The organism is Acidovorax sp. (genome assembly GCF_046339755.1).
Classification (GTDB): domain Bacteria; phylum Pseudomonadota; class Gammaproteobacteria; order Burkholderiales; family Burkholderiaceae_C; genus Acidovorax.
In genome coordinates, this window is record NZ_JBKDTZ010000030.1 from 1 (window position 1) to 18,112 (window position 18,112).

Genomic DNA, 18,112 nt, shown 5'->3' on the forward strand with positions numbered 1-18,112 from the left:
GCCGGCAGGTTGTGCGCCCCAGGTGCAGTTGCCCACCACGTTGGTGTCCAGCAGGCAGTAGCCATCGGTGGCGATGCCCGAGCCGGTGTCGGTCCCGGTGAAGGCGGCGCCGATGGGCACATTGCGCACCGTGCTGTAAGAGGGCAGGCCCAACTGCGCCGTGGGCGGCGTGGTGTCGTAGGTGATCGCGGTGACCTGGGCGGTGGCGGCCACGTTGCCGGCCGGGTCCGAGGCATCGAACGCGAACGTGTAGACCGCCCCGTCGACCAGGTTGAGCGCAGCAGCGCAACCGTTGGCATCGGCGGTCAGCGCCATCTGGCGTGCGCCGGCATTCAGTGCCGTGCCCTGCAGCGTGCAGGTGCGGGGCGAGCCCGCGTCGGCAGATCCCGACGTCCGTGTCGCCGTGATGCGGGCACTGGCCACCGCCTCGCTGAGCGCAAAGCCCAGCGTGCTGCCCAGCTTGAGTGCACCGCCGGAAGCCGGAGCGAGCGCGCTGAATGCCGGTGCCTGGGTATCGTAGGTGACGCCCGTAGTCGTGGTGGTGGCCGAGACATTGCCTGCGGCGTCCGTCGCGACAAAAGTCAGCGTATAGATGGCGCCTTCCACCAGCGCGGTATTGGCATTGCAGCCGTTCACGCCCGTGCCCAGGGCAATGCTGTGCGCGCCGGCAAGCAGGGCGCTGCCCTGCAGGGTGCAGGTATGCGTCGCAAGATCCGCGCTGCCCCCCGTGCGGGTGAAGGTGATGCTGGCGCTGGCGACGTTCTCGCTGAGCTGGTAGTCCAGCATGCCGCCGTTCTTCAGGTAGCCCGAATTGGCAGGCTGCAGACCGGACCAGGCGGGCAGGATGCTGTCGCGGTTGATGCTCAGGGTGCTGTTGGTCAGCACCGTGGCATCGGCCCGGGTCTGGATGGCAAAGCTCTTGTTGCCATCGGGCGCAGGCGTGTTCACGGTCGTGATCAGCGTGCCCTGGGCGTCGAGCGTGCCGACGTTGGCGCTGTCCACCCAGACTGTGGCATTGGCCGGGCCGGTCACCTTGACCTGGGTGGCATTCTGGTTGGTGTAGCCGTTCACCACCTGGGCCACGCCCGTCGAAAAGCCGCCTGCATGGTTGCTGTCGCCCGAATAGTCGGCGGAGATGGTGTGCACGCCCAGTGGCAGGCCTGCTGCGCTGCAGCTGGCGTCGCCTGGTCCCGTCAAGGACAGGGGGCCACAGCCGGCAATCGCTGCCAGCCCGGTGCGCAGGCCCACGGTGCCTGTGGCGGCATAGAAGGGGCCGCGCACTTCCACGGACAGCGGTGCGGATGCGCCCGCCATGATGGGGGTGGTGGGCTGCACCTTGACCATGGGATTGCCTTCCCACACCACGTTGCCATTGCCGCCTGCGTCGTTGCTGCCGCCATCGCTGTTGCTGCCCAGCACCAGCGTTGCGCCGCTTTCATCCGCATTCATCAGCGCGCCGCCATAGGCGGTGACGCCGCCGTTGCTGGAGCCGGAGTTGCCGTTGAAGCTGGAGGAGGCGATGGTGATGGTGGCCGAAGGGTGGCTGATCCAGATGGCTCCGCCGCGCTCGGCCTTGTTCGTGCTGAATGTGCTGCCGTTGACCGTGAGCAGGCCGATGTTGCGGATCACCCCGCCTTCGCCGCGCGCTTCGTTGCCGTTGAACGTGCAGTTGCTGATGTCCAGCGTGCCGCGGTTTTCGATGGCGCCGCCGCTGGACTTTGCATAGTTGTTCGTGAAAGCGCAATTGCTCAGCGATACGCTGGCTCCGCTGGCGATGAACAGGGCGCCGCCGCTGCTCAGGCCGTCTCCCTGCACGGCATCGGGAGCGGCATTGCCATTGACCACGGTGAGGCCGGCCAACGTGAGGTTGATGCCGCTGCCCGTGGGGATGTCGAACACCCGGATGCCGGACTTGCTGGTGCTGCCCCCGGAAATGCTCGTGTTGGCCTTGCCCTGGCCCGTCAGCGTCACCGAGCGCTGGATGACCAGCGGCCCTTTGGCAGCGTTGAGAACGATGGCCTGCGCGCCCGTGAACCGGATTTCGTTGGTGCCCGGGCTCTCTGTGCAGCCGGCCGCGGGGGTGCCGGTGTTCGTGCTGGCAATGGCCTTGCGCAAGGTGCAGCCCACGTCATCGTCCAGGGCGCTGGTGACCGTCACCAGCCCCGCATGCGCCGGGCCGGCAGCGCACAGCGCGATCACCAGCATGGCCAGGCCGGGCAGTGGCGTCTGGCGCAGGGTTCTTGTCCATCGTTGCATGCAATCAACTCCTTCGTCGGCCTGGGGCCGGGCAGCGCCTTGGCGCCTGCCGTGTGGGTGGTGAGAGGGTCAGTTCGGCGAAGGGAAGATGCCCTGCAGCGCGATGATGAAGTTCAGCACCAGGTAGGGCGAGCGGTTCTCATGGGGCTGGGAGTTCCCTGTGGACGTGAGGGCGCCGGTGTTGCTGCCCAACACGTTGCCCTGGGCCCCGGTGTAGGGCACATCCACGTTCGAGGCGGCCAGGTAGCCATTGGCCGGCGAGGCCTGGGTGCCCACGGCGGTGGAGGCCTTGACGGTGTGGCTGTGCTCCGGCATTTCCTGCAGGCTCAGGGTATGGAAGTCCGTACCTGCGCGTTCCCCGAGCGTGTGCCCGTTGCCCTCCATCAGCGGGCGGCGCGCCCTGAGGTCGGGGAGGGCGAAGTTGACCCGCCCGTCCCCTCCATAGGTGGTGCCGAGCAAGGAGAACAGGCCCTGGTTCTGGTTGATGGGCAGGAGTTGCCCATTGCAGAAGGCCCAGCCCTTGGGCGGGAAATTGAAGCTGCAGATGCGGATCTCGCTCAGAAAGGGCTCAGCCATGGAATGCTCCAAAAGGGGTGCTGTAGGGGCGCGTCATGAGCGTGGCGGGAAAACGCCTTGCGTGGCGATGTAGAACCCGAGCGTGAGGTAGGGCGACATGTTGTTGTGGGGCGCGCCGCTGCCCGCGGTGGCCATGGCGGCGGCTGCCATCGTTGTGTCGGAGGTCGGTGCGTAGGCTGACGAGCGGATGCTCGACTGGGCCAGCAGCGGCCCGGTGGGTACGTCCGTGTCTCCGAGGGCGGCCACGCCCGAGAGCGCGTGGGTGTGCGGTGGTATTTCCGTGCTGCGCAGGCTCACGGTTTCCGACCCACCGCTCTGGCCGAGGTCGTAAAGACTCAGCCCGGGCCCCTGGCCCGGCCCCATGGGTGTTCGGCCCATGAGATCGGGCAAGCCAAAGGTGGATCTGCCGTCACCGCCATAGGTGGTACCCAGCAGGGAGAACAGCGCCGTGTTCTGCGAGATAGACAGCAGCCGCCCGTCGCAGGGCAGCCAGCCTTTGGGTGCGAAATTGAAGGGGAACATGCGGATTTCCGCCATAAACGGATTGGCCATGGCTTGTCCTTGCTCAGTTTTGTGACGGGAAAATCCCGTACAGCGAGATGATGAAGTTCACCACCAGATAGGGAGACATGTTGTCGTGGGGCTGTGCGCCCCCGACCTGCTCCACCGCATCCGCCTTGAGTTGCACCGTGGGCGTCCCGCTGCTGGCGTAGCGGAAGTCCCGCGCCGGCGTGATTCCGAGCTTGCCGCCCTGGGGCGAGGCCTGGGTGCCCACGCCATAGAACAGTGCATGGTTGTGCGCGGCCATCTGGTTGAACGTGAGGGTGACCGACTCCACCCCGCCCGTTTCGGCAAGGATGTAGCCATTGCCGGCGTGCACGGGTGCCCGGCTTTGCAGATTGGGCAGGCCGAAGGTGCTTTCCCCATCGCCGCCATAGGTGGTGCCGATGAGCTGGAACAGGGTTTCGTTCTCGGAGATGGGCAGCAGCTGCCCTTGGCAGAGCATCCAGCCTGCCGGGGCGAAGTTCCCGGCAAACATGCGGATCTCGCCTACATAGGGTTGTGACATGTCAGTAGCTTTCTGGGATGTTCCGTGTTGTCACGTGGCGAGGTAGGTGCCCAGGGCCCGGCTGGTCAGGACATCGCACAGGCCCTGGCAGGCGGCAGCGGCTGCCGCCGGCAAGGCGATGGCGGCGGTGGCAGGGCCCTGGTGCAGGCCTTGCAGATAGATGGGCGCCACGGTTTCGCCCGTGGACGGATCGATGCGCACCTCTCCGCGCGGGGTCTGCAGCGCAGCCGAGGCCATGGCCTGGGCCAGCGCAAGGCCGCGTGCCTGCCCGCCACCCTGGGCGGCTGCAGCGTGCATGCGCTGCGCCATCTCGAAGCCCAGCAGGTGGAACGGTGTTGGCAATGCGCTCGCACGGGCGGCCGGGGCGGGGTGGTTGCCGGCATGCGTGCGCGCAGCCCACACCTGGCCCGCCACCCGCGGGGAGCGGGCCAGGCCTTCACCCAGCATGCCCGCTGCCACCAGGGGCAGTTGCGAGGCCATGCCCGAGGCGGTCCAGAACTGGCGGAACGCCGCGGCATCGGCGCCCGATGCCAGCACATAGACGAAGTCCGGCCGCGTCTGGCGGATCTTCTGGGCCAGTGTGTCCAGACGGCTGGTGCCGTTGGGGGCGGAGGTGAACACCATGTCCTGCACCCTTCCGCCCGCCGAAGCGAATCCGCGCTCGAAAGCGGGCAGGTGGTCGAAGGCGCTGTCGGCCGGAGCGGTGGCCACGATAGCCCGAGGACCCAGCGCCTTGGCGGCCCAGCGGCCGGTGGCCCAGGCCGTCTGCCAGTAAGCCAGGCTGTTGCGGACCACCCAGGCGGAGCGGGCCGTGGGAGCCAATGCATTGGCCCCGGCATCGCCCACCAGCAGCGGCACCCCGTGCTGCGCGAGCAGGGGCTCCCATTGCGCGGCGGTATTGGCACAGACGAAGCCGCCCAGCACGTCCACGCCCGTGCGGGCCAGGAGTTCGGCTGCCGCCTGCTCGGCCTGGCTCGGGCGGTTGCCATAGACCACGGGCAGGAACTGCAGGGCCGGGCCCGCGGCCTGCGCCACATAGGCCTGGGCACCTTCCATCAACTGTGCACCCATCAAGGGGTAGGCCGGGGCGTCGGGCAGCAGCATGCCCACACGCAGCGATGCCCGGCCCGAGGCAGAGGGCATGGTGCGCAGCGAGGCCGGCACCGCTGCCATCGCGGTGCCCATGCCGCCCAGTGCCAGGGCCGAAGCCGCGATCCCCGCCTGGGCCATGAAATGGCGCCGGTCTTCCGACTCCAGCGCCTGGCCGCCCGGGGGCGTGTTTTCCTGCAAGTCCATGGGGTTGTGTTCCTCGTTCAATCAGTCAGTCCACCGTCTTCGGGCTCTCATCGTTCTTGCCCGGCTTTCTGGAGATCCGGGACTTGCCGTGCGGCCATTCCATGCGCTGCACCGCGCCATCGCTGGCCACGCAGGCAAAACCGCAGCGCTCGTACAGGCGCAGAGCCGGGCTGCCACTGCTGGCCTGCAGCCGCAGGCCGACGCCAGCGGCCCTGGCCTCCTGCTGAAGGCGGGCGATGGTTTCGGTGCCTATGCCTTTGCTGCGGGCCGCCGGCAGAAGCTCGATGCTCACGAGCACCCAGCGCTCCGGGTCGCGGCATACCGCCAGCATCCCCACCGGAGTGTTCTGCCACAGCAAGAGGAAGGTTTCCACCGGTGGCAGGTACTGCCCGTACCCGGCCGTGCGAAGGCGGTGCTGCATTTCGCAGAACGCTTCGATCTGTGCCTCGGGCCAGCCCATGGCCAGCAACTCGGGCTCGCGCACCGAGCGGTACACGGCACACAGGAACGCAGTGTCCTGCTCCGTCGCAGGACGCGACGTGAGGGCCTGCTGCTTCGCCGTCGACGCTCCCACTTGCAAACCCTTTCTTGCCGTCCGTTCGGACCGGACCGTGTCTGCGGCATGGAGCCGCGAGCCCTGGAAATTACACGCAAATTTTAACGATTGCACGTAAAGTTTTACGGTTTTGGGCGATATGTGGCGGCTATGCCGCACCTTGCCGGCGCGGACAGGCGGTGCATGGCACGCGTGGCGGGTGCTCTGCTCAGGCGCCTTGCCCGCATGCCGGCAGGGCGTCCAGCTCCCCGCGCAGCTGTTCCAGCAGCGCCAGCAGCTGCGCCTGGGTGCCCGCATCGCAGCCCGCCAGCAGCCGGGCCGACAGCGTCTGGCGCAGGCCACGCACCGTTTCCTGCAAGGACTGGCCTTCCGCGCTCAGCGCCAGGATGCGGCTGCGCCCATCTTCGGGGTTGGGGTTGCTGGTGATCCAGCCGCGCTCGGCCAGCTGCGCCACCATGCGCGCCACCTGGGCCTTGTCGGCGCCGCTGTGGCGCACCAGGTCCTTTTGCGTAGCGCCCGGGTGGCGGCCGATGAAGCCCAGCGCACGCACCTCGTTCATCGTCAGGTCGGGGTGGATGGATGCCATGGCCCGCACCATGTGCGCGCGGTACACGTGCATCAGGTCGTGCATCGCTTCAAAGACATCTGAAGGGGGGCGGTTGCGGTGCATGGCAAAGCCAACCGGTTGACAAAGTCAACTTGTTGGCGGATGATTTGGTTGATTGAATCAACAACATTTTAAGTCATGAGCACTGAAACCCTTTCCTTTGCCGCACCTGCCGATGCCCTCGCCATCACCCGCGTGCGCCACACCCTGAAGGCGCGCCATGCGCAGGTGTTGCGCCGCACCGAAGTCAGTCCCGGCTTTGTGCGCCTCACCCTGGGCGGGCCGGACATGGCTGATTTCGTGAGCGCAGGCTTCGATGACCACTTCAAGCTCATCCTGCCGCATCCGGGCCAGGAGCGTGCGAGCCTTCCCTCCATGCAGGATGGCCGCCCGGTGATGCCCGAGCCGCGGCCTGTGCTGCGCGACTACACGCCGGCGCACTACAACGCGGCCAAGGGCGAGCTGGACATCGAGGTGGCCCTGCACGATGCCGGCCCCGCCTCCGACTGGGCGGCCGCCGCCCAGGTGGGCCACTGGGTGGGTGTGGCCGGCCCGCGCGGCAGCATGGTGGTGCCCACCGCCTTCGCCTGGCACTGGCTGCTGGGCGATGAGACCGCCGTGCCCGCCATCGTGCGCCGCCTGGCCGAATTGCCGGCAGAAGCCGTCGCCACCGTGCGCATCCAGGTGCGCAACCCGGCCGACCAGCGTGCCCTGGCCACGGCGGCCCGGCTGGACCTGCAATGGGTGGCCTCGCTGCCCGACGCCGCCCAGGCGCTGGCGATCCCCGAGGGCGACGGCTATATCTGGGCGGCTGGCGAACACGCCGACATGGCAGCCCTGCGCAAGGTGGTGCTGGCCAAGCCAGGCGTGAACCCCAAGCGCATGCGCATCGCCGCGTACTGGAAGAAGGGTGTGGCCGACCACCACGAAGACCTGCCGGCCTGACCCTCCTACGGCAGCAATGCTGCTGACGCCGCTTGCTGCACCGCGTGCGTCATGCGCTGCAGCGCCTGCACGTTCAGGCGCCAGAACTGCCAGTGCAGCGCCACGTCCACCGGCTTGCCGGGCACCAGTTCCACCAGGCGGCCGGACTCGATGGCCTCGCGCGCCAGCTGGTCGGGGCTCATGCCCCAGCCCAGGCCGGCCAGGGTGGCGGCGACAAAGCCCTGGGACGAGGGCAGCCAGTGCACGGGCGGTGCCAGTGCGCGCCGCGCGATGCGGCGCATGAAGCGCTCCTGCAGCGCATCCTTGCGGTTGAAGACCAGTACGGGTGCCTGCGCCAGTGCCGCAGCCGTCACGCCGTGGGGGAAGTGGTGCTCCATGAACGCGGGGCTGGCCAGCGCGCGGTAGCGCATGGTGCCCAGGCGCACCACCTGGCAGCCCTGTACGGGCTGCGGGTCGGCGGTCACGGCAGCCATCACGCGGCCCTGGCGCAGCAGCTCGGACGAATGGTCCTGGTCCTCGACATGGATGTCGAAGGTGATGGGTGGAGCCAAGCCTTCGCCTGGCTCGGCGGCCTGGGCCATGGCGTCCACGAACCACGAGGCCAGTGAATCCGCATTCACCCCCAGCGCCAGCCGCACCGGTGCCAGACCGGCGCTGCTGCCCGCAATGCTGCGCAGGGCGTCGGCCTCGCTCAGTGCCATCTGCTGGGCGTGGCGCAGCAGGGCCTGGCCGGCCTCGGTGGGTGTGCAGGGCGCGGCGCGGCGGACCAGGATCTGGCCCACACGCTCTTCGAGCAGCTTGACGCGCTGCGACACGGCCGAGCGTGTGACGTGCAGGGCCAGGGCGGCACGCTCGAAGCTGCCTTCTTCCAGCACGGCGGCCAGGGCGGCCAGTTGCGCGGTGTCGAGGTGCATTCAGTTATGCTTACGGGTGGCAAAAAAGTATAGCTTCTCTTTCCTTTACAAGCTGGGCACCATCGGCCCATGAATCTTTCCTCGGCCTTTGCCAACGGCTTCTCTTCGACCGCCATCCTCATCATCGCCATCGGTGCGCAGAACGCCTTCGTGCTGCGCCAGGGCCTCAGGCGCGAGCATGTGCTGCCCGTGGTGGCCGTGTGCGCGCTGTCCGATGCCATCCTGGTACAGGCCGGCGTGTGGGGGCTGGGCTCTGCCGTGCAGGCCCATCCGGCATTGCTGGTAGCAGCGCGCTGGCTGGGCGCTGCCTTTCTGCTGGCCTATGCGGCGCGCGCCCTGCTGCGGGCCTACCGACCCGCAGCGATGCAGGTCGGGTCCGAAGGCACGGCGCCGGCAGGCTGGCAGCCCGTGGTGCTGACCGCCATGGCCTTCACCTGGCTCAACCCCCATGTCTACCTGGACACGGTGCTTCTGCTGGGCGCCATCGCCAGCCCCTACCCGCCCTCGCTGCGCATGGGCTTTGCGGCCGGGGCCAGCCTGGCCAGCCTGGTGTGGTTTGCCTCACTGGGCTGGGGCGCGCGCTGGCTGGCACCGCTGTTCGCATCGCCCCACGCCTGGCGCGTGCTCGATGCCGTGGTCGCGGCCATGATGGTCGCACTGGCCGTGGGGTTGTTGCTGCACTGAGCGGGGCCGGGGCCCGCGGGACTTGGCGCATAAGGTTACAACGAGAAATTCGTTCGCCCGCAGGGCCGTGCAGTCCATAGTGCACTGCACAAAGACTTCTGCACAGGCATTTCCTTCATGCGATTCCAAACCCTCCTGCTGGCGGCCGCGCTGGCCGGCGCGCTGCCCCTGGCCAGCCATGCCAACACCTTCCGCTGGTCGCGCTCCACCGACCTGTCCTCGTGGGACATCCATGCCCAGAACGTGGGCGTTAACAACACCCTGCACGCCGCGGTGTACGACACGCTGGTCGAATACAACAGCAAGACCTTCAAGCCCGAGCCCTCGCTGGCGACCGAGTGGAAGCGCGTGAGCCCCACCCAACTGCGCCTGACCCTGCGCAAGGGCGTCAAGTTCAGCGATGGCAGCGAGTTCACCGCGGACGACGCCAAGTTCTCGCTCGAACGCGCCAAGGCCAAGACCTCCAATTTCGCGGTCTACACCCAGGGCATCGACCGCGTGGAAAAGGTCGATGCGTACACCATCGACATCTTCTCCGAGGTGCCCAACCCCGTGCTCGTGAACCAGCTCACCGAGCTGCGCATCCTGAGCAAGGCCTGGGCCGAGAAGAACAATGCCGTGTCGCCCAAGGACATCAAGACCAAGGACGAGCCGTTCTCGCACCGCAATGCGCTGGGCACCGGCCCCTTCGTGCTCGAGTCGTGGACGCCCGACCAGCGCCTGGTGCTCAAGGCCAACCCCCTCTGGTGGGGCAAGGGCAAGTACGGTGGCAATGTGACGCAGATCGTCTACACGCCCATCAAGTCCGACGCCACGCGCACGGCTGCGCTGCTCTCGGGCGAGCTCGACTTCGTGCTCGACCCCGGCCTGCAGGACCTGCCGCGGGTGCGCCAGACGCCGAATCTCAAGGTGCTCGACGGCGCCGAGAACCGCACCATCTTCCTGGGCCTGGACCAGTTCCGCGAAGAATTGCCCGGCTCCGACGTCAAGGGCAAGAACCCGCTCAAGGACGTGCGCGTGCGCAAGGCGCTCTACCAGGCCATCGACATCAGCGCCATCCAGCGTGTGGTGCTGCGCGGCCTGGCCCAGCCCACGGGCGCCATCATCGCGCGCCAGGTCAACGGCTGGACGCCCAAGGCCGACACGCGCTGGCCCTACGACCCCGCCGCAGCACAGAAGCTGCTGGCCGAAGCCGGCTATCCGCAAGGCTTCGAGGTGGACTTCGCCTGCAGCGCGGGCCGCTACATCAACGATGAACAGCTGTGCCAGGCCATCACCGCCCAGTGGGCCAAGATCGGTGTGAAGGCCAAGCTGCGCTCGCTGCCGTTTGCCACCTATTTCCCGATGATCCAGCGCAACGAGGCCAGCATCTACCTGCTGGGCTGGGGCGTGCCGACCTTCGACGCCTACTACTCGCTGCAGTCGCTGATCCGCTCCAGTGGTGCCGGCGGTGATGGCAACTTCAACCTGGGCCGTTTCTCCAACCCGCAGCAGGACGCGCTGATCGAGCGCATCAAGAAGGAGACCGAAACCGCCACGCGCAACGGCCTGATCGAAAAGGCGCTGATCGCCGACCACGAGTTGATCTCGCACATCCCGCTGTACAACCAGATCATCCCCTGGGCGGCCACGCAGAAGGTGGACATCGTGCACCGCGCGGACAACCGGGTCGACTGGCGCATCCTCAAAGTGAACTGAGCCCCCGGCGCCCTCAGCAAAAAAGCCCCCGCAGCCTGCACAGGCCGCGGGGGCTTTTTGCTGGAGACGGTGCGGCTCAGCCCAGCGCGCGCTGCACTGCCGGGCGGGTGCGCATGCGGGCCGTGTGGCCGGCCACCTTGGGGAAGGACGCGATGTCCACACCATCGGACTTGAGCCACGAGGCGATGGTGAACAGGTAGGCGTCGGCCACCGAATACGCCTCGCCCAGCACCCAGGGGCCTTGCAGGTAGTGGTTCTCGATGAGCGTGAAGCTCTCGGTCATGGTCTGCGGCACCTTGCGCTGCATGTCGGCAATGGCCGCTGCATCGTCGGCCCAGCGCGCGGCACGGCGTCCGTGGGCGTGGTTCACGTGCACGGTGGAGGCCAGGTAGCTGTTGAACTCCTGCATGCGCGCCAGGGCGAAAGGATCATCCAGCGGGGCCAGCTTCGCAGCCGGAAAGCGCTGGGCGATGTAGAGCAGCAGCGCGGTCGTTTCGGACAGCACACCGTGCTCCGTCACCAGCGCTGGCACACGGCCCTTGGGGTTGATGGCCAGGTACTCGGGGCTGCGCTGCTGCTGGCTGGCGAAGTCCAGGGTCACGAGTTCATGGCCGGCGTCGGCTTCGTGCAATGCGATGTTCGCGGCCAGGGAGCAGGTGCCGGGGGCGGAGTAGAGCTTGAGCATGGTTGGGTAGTGAATGGAGTGAAAAGTCAGTACAGATTGCGGGTGCGGGCCATCAGGCGGGCCAGACCGAGCAGGGCGGCGGTGTGCGGGGTCGGTGTATCCGTGATCTGCCCGAGTTCGTACACGGCGCCCACCAGGGCATCGATCTCCACGGGCTTGCCGGCCTCCACGTCCTGCAGCAGCGAGGTCTTGAAGGCGCCGAGCTTGCGTGTCACGGCATGGCGGTCCTCGGGCTGCTGATCGATGGGCAGGCCCAGCTTCGCGCCGATGGCCTTGGCCTCCAGCATCACGGCCGAGACAAAGCCGCGCACCAGTTCGTCGTCGAGGATGCGGTCGGTGGTGGCGCCCGTGAGCGCGCTGATGGGGTTCACCGTGAGGTTGCCCCAGAGCTTGAACCAGATGTCCTTCTGGATGTTCGTGGAGACCTCCACGTCGATGCCGCCGCGCCGCAGCGCATCGTCCAGCGCCTGCAGCCGCGGGCTGGCGCTGCCATCGGGTTCACCCACGATCAGGCGGTTGCCAAAATGCTGTTTCACAAAGCCCGGCGCCTCCAGCGAGCAACTGGTGTGCACCACGCTGCCCAGCACCTGGCCGGCGGGAATGGCGCGGGCGATCGCGCCGCCAGGGTCCACCGACTCCAGCGTGCGCCCCTGGGCGGCACCGCCGCAGCCGTCGAGAAACCACCAGGGCACACCGTTCATGGCGGTCAGCACCACCGTCTGGGGGCCGATCAGCGGCGCCAGGGCGCGTGCCACCTCGGGCAGGCCGGGCGCCTTCACCGCGATGACCACCAGGTCCTGCACGCCCAAGGCGGCCGGGCTGTCGCTGGCGCGTACCGGGGTTGCCGCCACGCTGCCATCGGGGCGGCGCAGGCGCAGGCCGTGCTCCTGCAGGGCTGCCAGCGTGGCGCCGCGCGCCACCAGGCTGACCTCGCTGCCTGCCTGCGCCAGGGCCAGACCGATCCAGCCGCCAATGGCGCCGGCACCGTAGATACATGCTTTCATCGTCGGGTTGCTTTCTTTGTCGTGATCAGTAGCCGTTTGGGCTGGTCGCGGCGGCTTCGCCCGTGCGAAAGCGCGCTACCAGTTGCCTGGCCGCAGCGGCCAGCAGCATGGTATCGACGCCCACGGCCACGAACAGCGCGCCGGCCGCCAGCCAGTGGCGGGCCTGGGCTTCGTTGGTGGCCAGGATGCCGGGCGCCTTGCCCGCGCGCAGGATGCGCGCGATGCCTTCGGTGATGGCGGCTTGCACGTCGGGGTGGCCGGGGTTGCCCGGGTGGCCCATCGATGCGGACAGGTCCGCCGGGCCGATGAAGACACCGTCCACACCGGGCACGGCGGCAATCGCGTCCAGATTCTCCATGGCCTGCACGGTCTCGGCCTGTACCAGCAGGCACACCTGGGCATTGGCTTCGTGCACATAATTCGGGTAGGCCTGCCAGCGCGAGGAGCGCGCCAGGGCGCTGCCCATGCCGCGCACGCCGTCGGGGGCGTAGCGCGTGGCGCGCACCAGGTCGCGGGCCTGCCCGGCCGTGTCCACCATGGGCACCAGCAGGGTGGTGGCGCCGATGTCCAGGTACTGCTTGATCAGCGCGGTGTCGCCCACGGGCACGCGTGCAATCGCGTGGGGCGGCTGTGCACCGGCCGGCAGGGCGCTCGTGGCGCTGGCCACGGCCTGCAGCAGGTGCAGCTGCGAGCGCAGGTCATTGGGCGCGTGCTCGCCGTCGAGCAGCAGCCAGTCGTAGCCCGTGCCGGCCAGGATCTCCGTGCTGTAGGCATCGGCCAGGGCCAGCCACAGGCCGATCTGGGCACGGCCCTGGGCCATGGCCTGCTTGAAGGGGTTGATGGGGGTCTGCTGCATGGGTGTGCGTGTCCGTCGAGATGCAAGGCCGCCATCGTACGGCCTGTGCGCCGGGGCTGCAGGCCCCTGTTGCGACCGCTATAGTCACCAGCCCGCCTCCCTTCCTGCTCCACCACCCCACGCCATGGCCAAAGACAAATCCCTTTTCAGCTGCACCGAATGCGGTGGTACCAGTCCGCGCTGGCTGGGCAAGTGCCCGGCCTGCGGTGCCTGGAACACGCTGATCGAGCAGGTGGCCGACGCCGGGCCGGGCAAGAACCGCTACAGCACGCCGCAGTTCGCGGGCCTGGCGCAGGCCCAGGCGGTGATGCCGCTGTCGGCCATCGAGGCCAGCGACGTGGAGCGCACGCCCAGCGGCATCGACGAGCTTGACCGGGTGTTGGGTGGCGGCATCGTCGAAGGCGGCGTGGTGCTGATCGGCGGCGACCCGGGCATCGGCAAGTCCACCCTGCTGCTGCAGGCGCTCGACGCGCTGCAGCGCGTGGGCCTGCCCACGCTGTATGTGACTGGCGAGGAAAGCGGCGCCCAGGTAGCGCTGCGCTCGCGCCGCCTGGGGCTGGACCACAGCCAGGTCAATGTGCTGGCTGAGATCCAGCTCGAAAAGATCCTCGCCACCATCGACTCCATGCAGCCCGCCGTGGCCGTGATCGACTCCATCCAGACCGTGTACTCCGACCAGCTCACCTCGGCCCCGGGCTCGGTGGCCCAGGTGCGCGAATGCGCGGCCCACCTCACGCGCGCGGCCAAGGCCTCGGGCGTGGCCATCGTGCTCGTCGGCCATGTCACCAAGGAGGGCGCCCTGGCAGGCCCGCGCGTGCTCGAGCACATGGTGGACACGGTGCTCTACTTCGAGGGCGACACGCACAGCCAGTTCCGCCTGGTGCGCGCCATCAAGAACCGCTTCGGCGCGGTCAACGAGATCGGCGTGTTCGCCATGACCGAGAAGGGACTCAAGGGCGTGAGCAACCCCAGTGCCATCTTCCTGAGCCAGCACAGCGAGCCCGTGCCGGGCAGCTGCGTGATGGTCACCCTGGAAGGCACGCGCCCGCTGCTGGTGGAGATCCAGGCCCTGGTGGACAGCGGCGGTCCCAGCCCGCGGCGCCTCTCGGTGGGCCTGGACAAGGACCGCCTGGCCATGCTGCTGGCCGTGCTGCACCGCCACGCGGGCGTGGCCTGCATGGACCAGGACGTGTTCGTGAACGCGGTTGGCGGCGTGCGCATCAGCGAGCCTGCGGCCGACCTGGCGGTGATGCTGGCCATCACCTCCAGCCTGCGCGGCAAGGCGCTGCCGCGCGGCTTTCTGGCGTTCGGCGAGGTGGGGCTGGCGGGCGAGGTGCGGCCCGCGCCCCGCGGCCAGGAGCGCCTGAAGGAGGCTGCCAAGCTCGGCTTCAGCGTGGCCGTGGTGCCCAAGGCCAATGCGCCCAAGAAGCCCATCGAGGGCCTGACCATCCACGCCGTGGAGCGCGTGGAAGAGGCGATGAACGTGGTGCGGGAGATGGGCTGAGGGCCTTCGCCCTCTCAACCATCCTTCAGAAGGATTCCCAGTCGTCGTCCGAACCCTTGGCCTGCCTGGGGGCGGGTGCAGGTGCTGCTCCTCGGGGCTTGGGCGTGGGCGCTGCAGCGGGTGCCTGCAGCTTGCGCGGTGCGGCAGCGGCCGGGGCGCCCGCCACCCGCGTGGCCTCTGGCGCTGGCGATGGGGCCGCACGGGCTGCCACCGGAGCACGCACCGGTGCCGGCTTGGGTGCGGGGGCCTGGTAGCCCACATTAAACACCGACACCACCTCGGCCAGGCGCTGGGCCTGGTCCCGCAGCGACGAGGCGGCGGCAGCGGATTGCTCCACCAGTGCCGCGTTCTGCTGCGTCATCTGGTCGAGCTGGGTCACGGCCACATTCACCTGGGCGATGCCGTCGCGCTGTTCGGACGAAGAGGCCGTGATCTCGCCGATCAGGTCCGAGACGCGGCGCACGCTGCTGACGATCTCGTCCATGGCCTGGCCGGCCTGGGTGACCTGCTCGGAGCCCGTTTCCACCGACTCCACCGAGGCCGTGATCAGGCCCTTGATCTCCTTGGCGGCCTCGGCGCTGCGCTGCGCCAGGCCGCGCACCTCGCTGGCCACCACGGCAAAGCCGCGGCCCTGCTCACCGGCACGGGCCGCTTCCACCGCGGCGTTCAGCGCCAGGATGTTGGTCTGGAAGGCGATGCCGTCGATGGTGCCGATGATGTCGGCGATCTTGCGCGAGCTGTGGGTGATGGTCTGCATGCTGGTCACCACCTGGGCCACCACTTCGCCGCCGCGGCCCGCCGCCTGGGCGGCCGTGCTGGCCAGCTGGTTGGCCTGGCGCGCCGTGTCGGCGGACTGGGTCACCGTGGCGGTCAGCTGTTCCATGCTGGCGGCGGTTTCCTCCAGGTTGGCCGCCGTCTGCTCGGTGCGCGACGACAGATCGTGGTTGCCGGTGGCGATCTCCACCGAGGCGTTGGACATGGAGTCGACACCGCTGCGCACTTCCGAGACCAGGCCGCGCAGCTTCGCCGCCATCTGCGAGACCGAGCGCAGCAGGTGGCCGAACTCGTCCTGGCGATCGGTGTGGGCCTGCACGGTGAGGTTTCCGCCAGCGATCGCATCAGTCAGTTCCACCGCCTCGTTGAGCGGCCGGGTGATGGAACGCACCAGCAGGAAGGACAGCGCCAGGCCAAGGAGGAAGACCACGCCCTGGAGGGCCCATGCCAGCACCCGTGCGCGGCCCAGGGCGGCTCCGGCCTCCTGCTTGGCGGCGTCGCGCTGGCTCTGCTGCAGCTGCACGAAGGCCTCCAGGGAATCCACATAGCGGCCGATGGCAGCCAGGTATTTCGTTTCCACGAAGGCCTTGAAGGCAGCGGCATCACCGCCCTGCTTGATCTCGCGGGCCTGCTTGTTCAGTGCCAGCACGTTGGTGCGCTCGGCCGCCACGCGCTCCAGCGCGGCCTTGTCGGCCGGGCTGGTGGCCAGTTCAACCACCTTGGCCTGGATGGCCGAGATGCCGGTCACGCCCGCCTTCACACGGCCGTCGAACAGCGTGGTCAGGTCCGCATCGGGGGTGGCGTTGCTGGCCAGCACGCGCTCGCCCGTGGTTTCGGTCGCGCCCTTCCACTGCAGGGCCAGGGTGATGCGCTGGTCGTAGGACTGCAGCGAGACCATGGCTTCTGCCACGACACTGTCGGTCCGGGACTGCGCCCAGATGGAGACCACCAGCATGGCCCCCAGCAGGCCCACGATGGACCCCCACAGCTTGGGGGAAATGCGTATGTTGTCCAGTTTCATGGCTTGTGCTCCTGCAGGCGTCACCCGGCGTATCCGTTTGTATCAACCAGCGAGCGTAAACCGCAGCGCAGGGTTGCGCCATATGGCAGCCGCGTGCCTGCATTTGATGTAGCGTTTGCACAACGAAAGTGGGGCCGGACCCTCCCGGCGCAGGTTTTTGGGGGGGGGCCTGCAAGCACCCGGGCGGTCTGCGGTCTTCACGCATGACCCGTCCGCGCTGGCCATATGACAATACCGCCCATGAATTTTCGCAATATCGTTGTTCCGCTCGCCGCGGTGGGTGGCCTGGTGTTCGGCTTTGTGTCCTATGGATGGCCAGGGGTGGCGGCCGTGGGGGGCGGGCTCATGATGTGGGCCCTGCTGCACTTCACGCGCCTCATGAATGTGCTGAAAAAAGCGGCAGACCGGCCCATCGGCCACGTGGGCAGCGCCGTCATGCTCAATGCCAAGCTGCGCCCCGGGGTGAACCTCATGCATGTGGTGGCCATGACGCGCTCGCTGGGCCAGCTGCTGTCCGACGACGGCGCCCAGCCCGAGCTGTACCGCTGGACGGATGGCACCCGCTCGTTCGTGACCTGCGAGTTCAAGAATGGCAAGCTCGCGAAGTGGGAGCTGGTGCGCCCCGTGCAGGAGGAGGAAGTGCCCCAGGCGCCCGCTCCGGTGGCCGAGGTGCCGCCAGCCCCGTAAAATCGCTCTTTTGCGACCTACAGCAACCCAAAGGACCCCCATGAGCCCCGTAGTTCCCTCGATGGCCGACCGTGACGGCAAGATCTGGATGGATGGCCAGATGGTGGATTGGCGCGACGCCAAGATCCACGTGCTGACCCACACCCTGCACTACGGCTGCGGCGCGTTCGAAGGCGTGCGCGCGTACAAGACCGCTGATGGCACGGCCATCTTCCGCCTCGAAGAGCATACCGACCGACTGTTCAACAGCGCCAAGATCCTGCGCATGCAGATTCCTTTCAGCAAGGAAGAAGTGAACGAGGCCCAGAAGGCCGTGGTGCGCGAAAACAAGCTCGAATCGTGCTATCTGCGCCCATTGACCTGGATCGGCTCGCAAAAGCTCGGTGTTTCGCCCAAGGGCAACCAGATCCACCTGATGGTGGCGGCCTGGGCCTGGGGTGCCTACCTGGGCGAAGAGGGCATGAAGCGCGGTATCCGCGTCAAGACCAGCAGCTACACGCGCCACCATGTGAACATCACGATGACCCAGGCCAAGGCGGTGAGCAACTACACCAACTCCATCCTGGCCAACATGGAAGCCCTGGACGACGGCTACGACGAAGCCCTGCTGCTGGACAGCAGCGGTTTCGTGAGCGAGGGCGCGGGCGAGAACATCTTCGTGATCAAGAACGGCGTGATCTACACCCCGGACCTGTCGGCCGGTGCCCTGAACGGCATCACCCGCAACACCGTTTTCCACATCGCGAAAGACCTGGGTCTGGACATTGTGCAAAAACGCATCACCCGTGACGAGGTGTACATCGCCGACGAGGCGTTCTACACCGGCACCGCTGCCGACGACACGCCTATCCGAGAACTCGACCGCATCGAATTGGGTGCGGGATCGCGCGGCCCCATCACCGAGAAAATCCAGAACGCGTTCTTCGACATCGTGGGGGGTCGCAACCCCAAGTACGCCCACTGGCTCGCAAAGGTCTGAA

The 18,112-nt window shown here is 67.9% G+C and carries 18 protein-coding genes; 6 read left to right on the plus strand and 12 right to left on the minus strand.

Annotated features, from left to right (window positions below):
• The 7 genes from ACK59X_RS02655 to ACK59X_RS02685 form a co-directional block, all read right to left on the minus strand.
• Window positions 1–2,256: Ig-like domain repeat protein (locus tag ACK59X_RS02655; protein ID WP_409954937.1), on the minus strand; the 2,256-nt coding region annotated here is incomplete at its 3' end.
• A gap of 69 nt (window positions 2,257–2,325) precedes the next feature.
• On the minus strand, window positions 2,326–2,832 hold the full coding sequence (locus tag ACK59X_RS02660) for a phage tail protein (protein WP_409954939.1): 507 nt from the start codon (window positions 2,830–2,832) through the stop codon (window positions 2,326–2,328).
• 33 nt (window positions 2,833–2,865) lie between these two features.
• Window positions 2,866–3,384: a phage tail protein gene (locus tag ACK59X_RS02665; RefSeq protein WP_409954941.1), complete on the minus strand. Its 519-nt coding sequence runs from the start codon at window positions 3,382–3,384 to the stop codon at window positions 2,866–2,868.
• 13 nt (window positions 3,385–3,397) lie between these two features.
• Window positions 3,398–3,871: a phage tail protein gene (locus tag ACK59X_RS02670; RefSeq protein WP_409954965.1), complete on the minus strand. Its 474-nt coding sequence runs from the start codon at window positions 3,869–3,871 to the stop codon at window positions 3,398–3,400.
• A 60-nt stretch (window positions 3,872–3,931) separates the two neighbouring features.
• Window positions 3,932–5,197 (minus strand): ABC transporter substrate-binding protein, encoded by a 1,266-nt coding sequence (locus ACK59X_RS02675; RefSeq protein ID WP_409954943.1) that lies wholly within the window; start codon window positions 5,195–5,197, stop codon window positions 3,932–3,934.
• 25 nt (window positions 5,198–5,222) lie between these two features.
• Window positions 5,223–5,771 carry an N-acetyltransferase family protein gene (locus ACK59X_RS02680; protein WP_409954945.1) on the minus strand — a complete coding sequence of 183 codons (549 nt, stop codon included), beginning with the start codon at window positions 5,769–5,771 and terminating at the stop codon, window positions 5,223–5,225.
• A 190-nt stretch (window positions 5,772–5,961) separates the two neighbouring features.
• A complete protein-coding gene (locus ACK59X_RS02685) occupies window positions 5,962–6,423 on the minus strand; it encodes a MarR family winged helix-turn-helix transcriptional regulator (protein WP_409954946.1) in 462 nt (153 codons plus the stop codon).
• 75 nt (window positions 6,424–6,498) lie between these two features.
• On the opposite strand from ACK59X_RS02685, the gene ACK59X_RS02690 reads away from it, so the two are divergent.
• Window positions 6,499–7,305: a siderophore-interacting protein gene (locus tag ACK59X_RS02690; RefSeq protein WP_409954947.1), complete on the plus strand. Its 807-nt coding sequence runs from the start codon at window positions 6,499–6,501 to the stop codon at window positions 7,303–7,305.
• A 5-nt stretch (window positions 7,306–7,310) separates the two neighbouring features.
• Here the strand turns inward: ACK59X_RS02690 and ACK59X_RS02695 are convergent, their stop codons facing one another.
• The gene (locus tag ACK59X_RS02695; protein ID WP_409954949.1) at window positions 7,311–8,219 is read right to left on the minus strand and encodes a LysR family transcriptional regulator ArgP; all 909 of its coding nucleotides are present in this window, start codon (window positions 8,217–8,219) and stop codon (window positions 7,311–7,313) included.
• Between the two features lie 69 nt (window positions 8,220–8,288).
• Here ACK59X_RS02695 and ACK59X_RS02700 point away from each other — a divergent pair, with 69 nt between their 5' ends.
• Together ACK59X_RS02700 and ACK59X_RS02705 are read left to right on the plus strand one after the other, a co-directional pair.
• The gene (locus ACK59X_RS02700; protein WP_409954950.1) at window positions 8,289–8,903 is read left to right on the plus strand and encodes a LysE/ArgO family amino acid transporter; all 615 of its coding nucleotides are present in this window, start codon (window positions 8,289–8,291) and stop codon (window positions 8,901–8,903) included.
• Window positions 8,904–9,020: 117 nt separating this feature from the next.
• A complete protein-coding gene (locus tag ACK59X_RS02705) occupies window positions 9,021–10,601 on the plus strand; it encodes an ABC transporter substrate-binding protein (RefSeq protein ID WP_409954952.1) in 1,581 nt (526 codons plus the stop codon).
• A gap of 76 nt (window positions 10,602–10,677) precedes the next feature.
• On the opposite strand, the gene ACK59X_RS02710 is transcribed toward ACK59X_RS02705, so the two are convergent.
• From ACK59X_RS02710 to ACK59X_RS02720, 3 genes are read right to left on the minus strand one after another with little or no spacing between them, the layout of a single operon-like run.
• Window positions 10,678–11,286: a glutathione S-transferase family protein gene (locus ACK59X_RS02710; RefSeq protein WP_409954954.1), complete on the minus strand. Its 609-nt coding sequence runs from the start codon at window positions 11,284–11,286 to the stop codon at window positions 10,678–10,680.
• A gap of 26 nt (window positions 11,287–11,312) precedes the next feature.
• Window positions 11,313–12,290: a 2-dehydropantoate 2-reductase gene (locus tag ACK59X_RS02715; protein ID WP_409954955.1), complete on the minus strand. Its 978-nt coding sequence runs from the start codon at window positions 12,288–12,290 to the stop codon at window positions 11,313–11,315.
• Window positions 12,291–12,315: 25 nt separating this feature from the next.
• Window positions 12,316–13,146: an aldolase/citrate lyase family protein gene (locus ACK59X_RS02720; RefSeq protein WP_409954957.1), complete on the minus strand. Its 831-nt coding sequence runs from the start codon at window positions 13,144–13,146 to the stop codon at window positions 12,316–12,318.
• A 124-nt stretch (window positions 13,147–13,270) separates the two neighbouring features.
• Between ACK59X_RS02720 and radA the strand changes: the two genes are divergently transcribed.
• On the plus strand, window positions 13,271–14,650 hold the full coding sequence (radA, locus tag ACK59X_RS02725; RefSeq protein WP_409954959.1) for a DNA repair protein RadA: 1,380 nt from the start codon (window positions 13,271–13,273) through the stop codon (window positions 14,648–14,650).
• Window positions 14,651–14,675: 25 nt separating this feature from the next.
• Here radA and ACK59X_RS02730 read toward each other — a convergent pair whose 3' ends face one another.
• Complete coding sequence (locus ACK59X_RS02730; protein ID WP_409954961.1) at window positions 14,676–16,445, minus strand: methyl-accepting chemotaxis protein; 1,770 nt, start codon at window positions 16,443–16,445, stop codon at window positions 14,676–14,678.
• Between the two features lie 240 nt (window positions 16,446–16,685).
• Between ACK59X_RS02730 and ACK59X_RS02735 the strand changes: the two genes are divergently transcribed.
• Both ACK59X_RS02735 and ACK59X_RS02740 read left to right on the plus strand, forming a co-directional pair.
• Complete coding sequence (locus tag ACK59X_RS02735; RefSeq protein WP_409954962.1) at window positions 16,686–17,132, plus strand: glycerate kinase; 447 nt, start codon at window positions 16,686–16,688, stop codon at window positions 17,130–17,132.
• Between the two features lie 40 nt (window positions 17,133–17,172).
• Complete coding sequence (locus tag ACK59X_RS02740) at window positions 17,173–18,111, plus strand: branched-chain amino acid transaminase (RefSeq protein WP_409954963.1); 939 nt, start codon at window positions 17,173–17,175, stop codon at window positions 18,109–18,111.
• Window position 18,112: the final 1 nt, after the last annotated feature.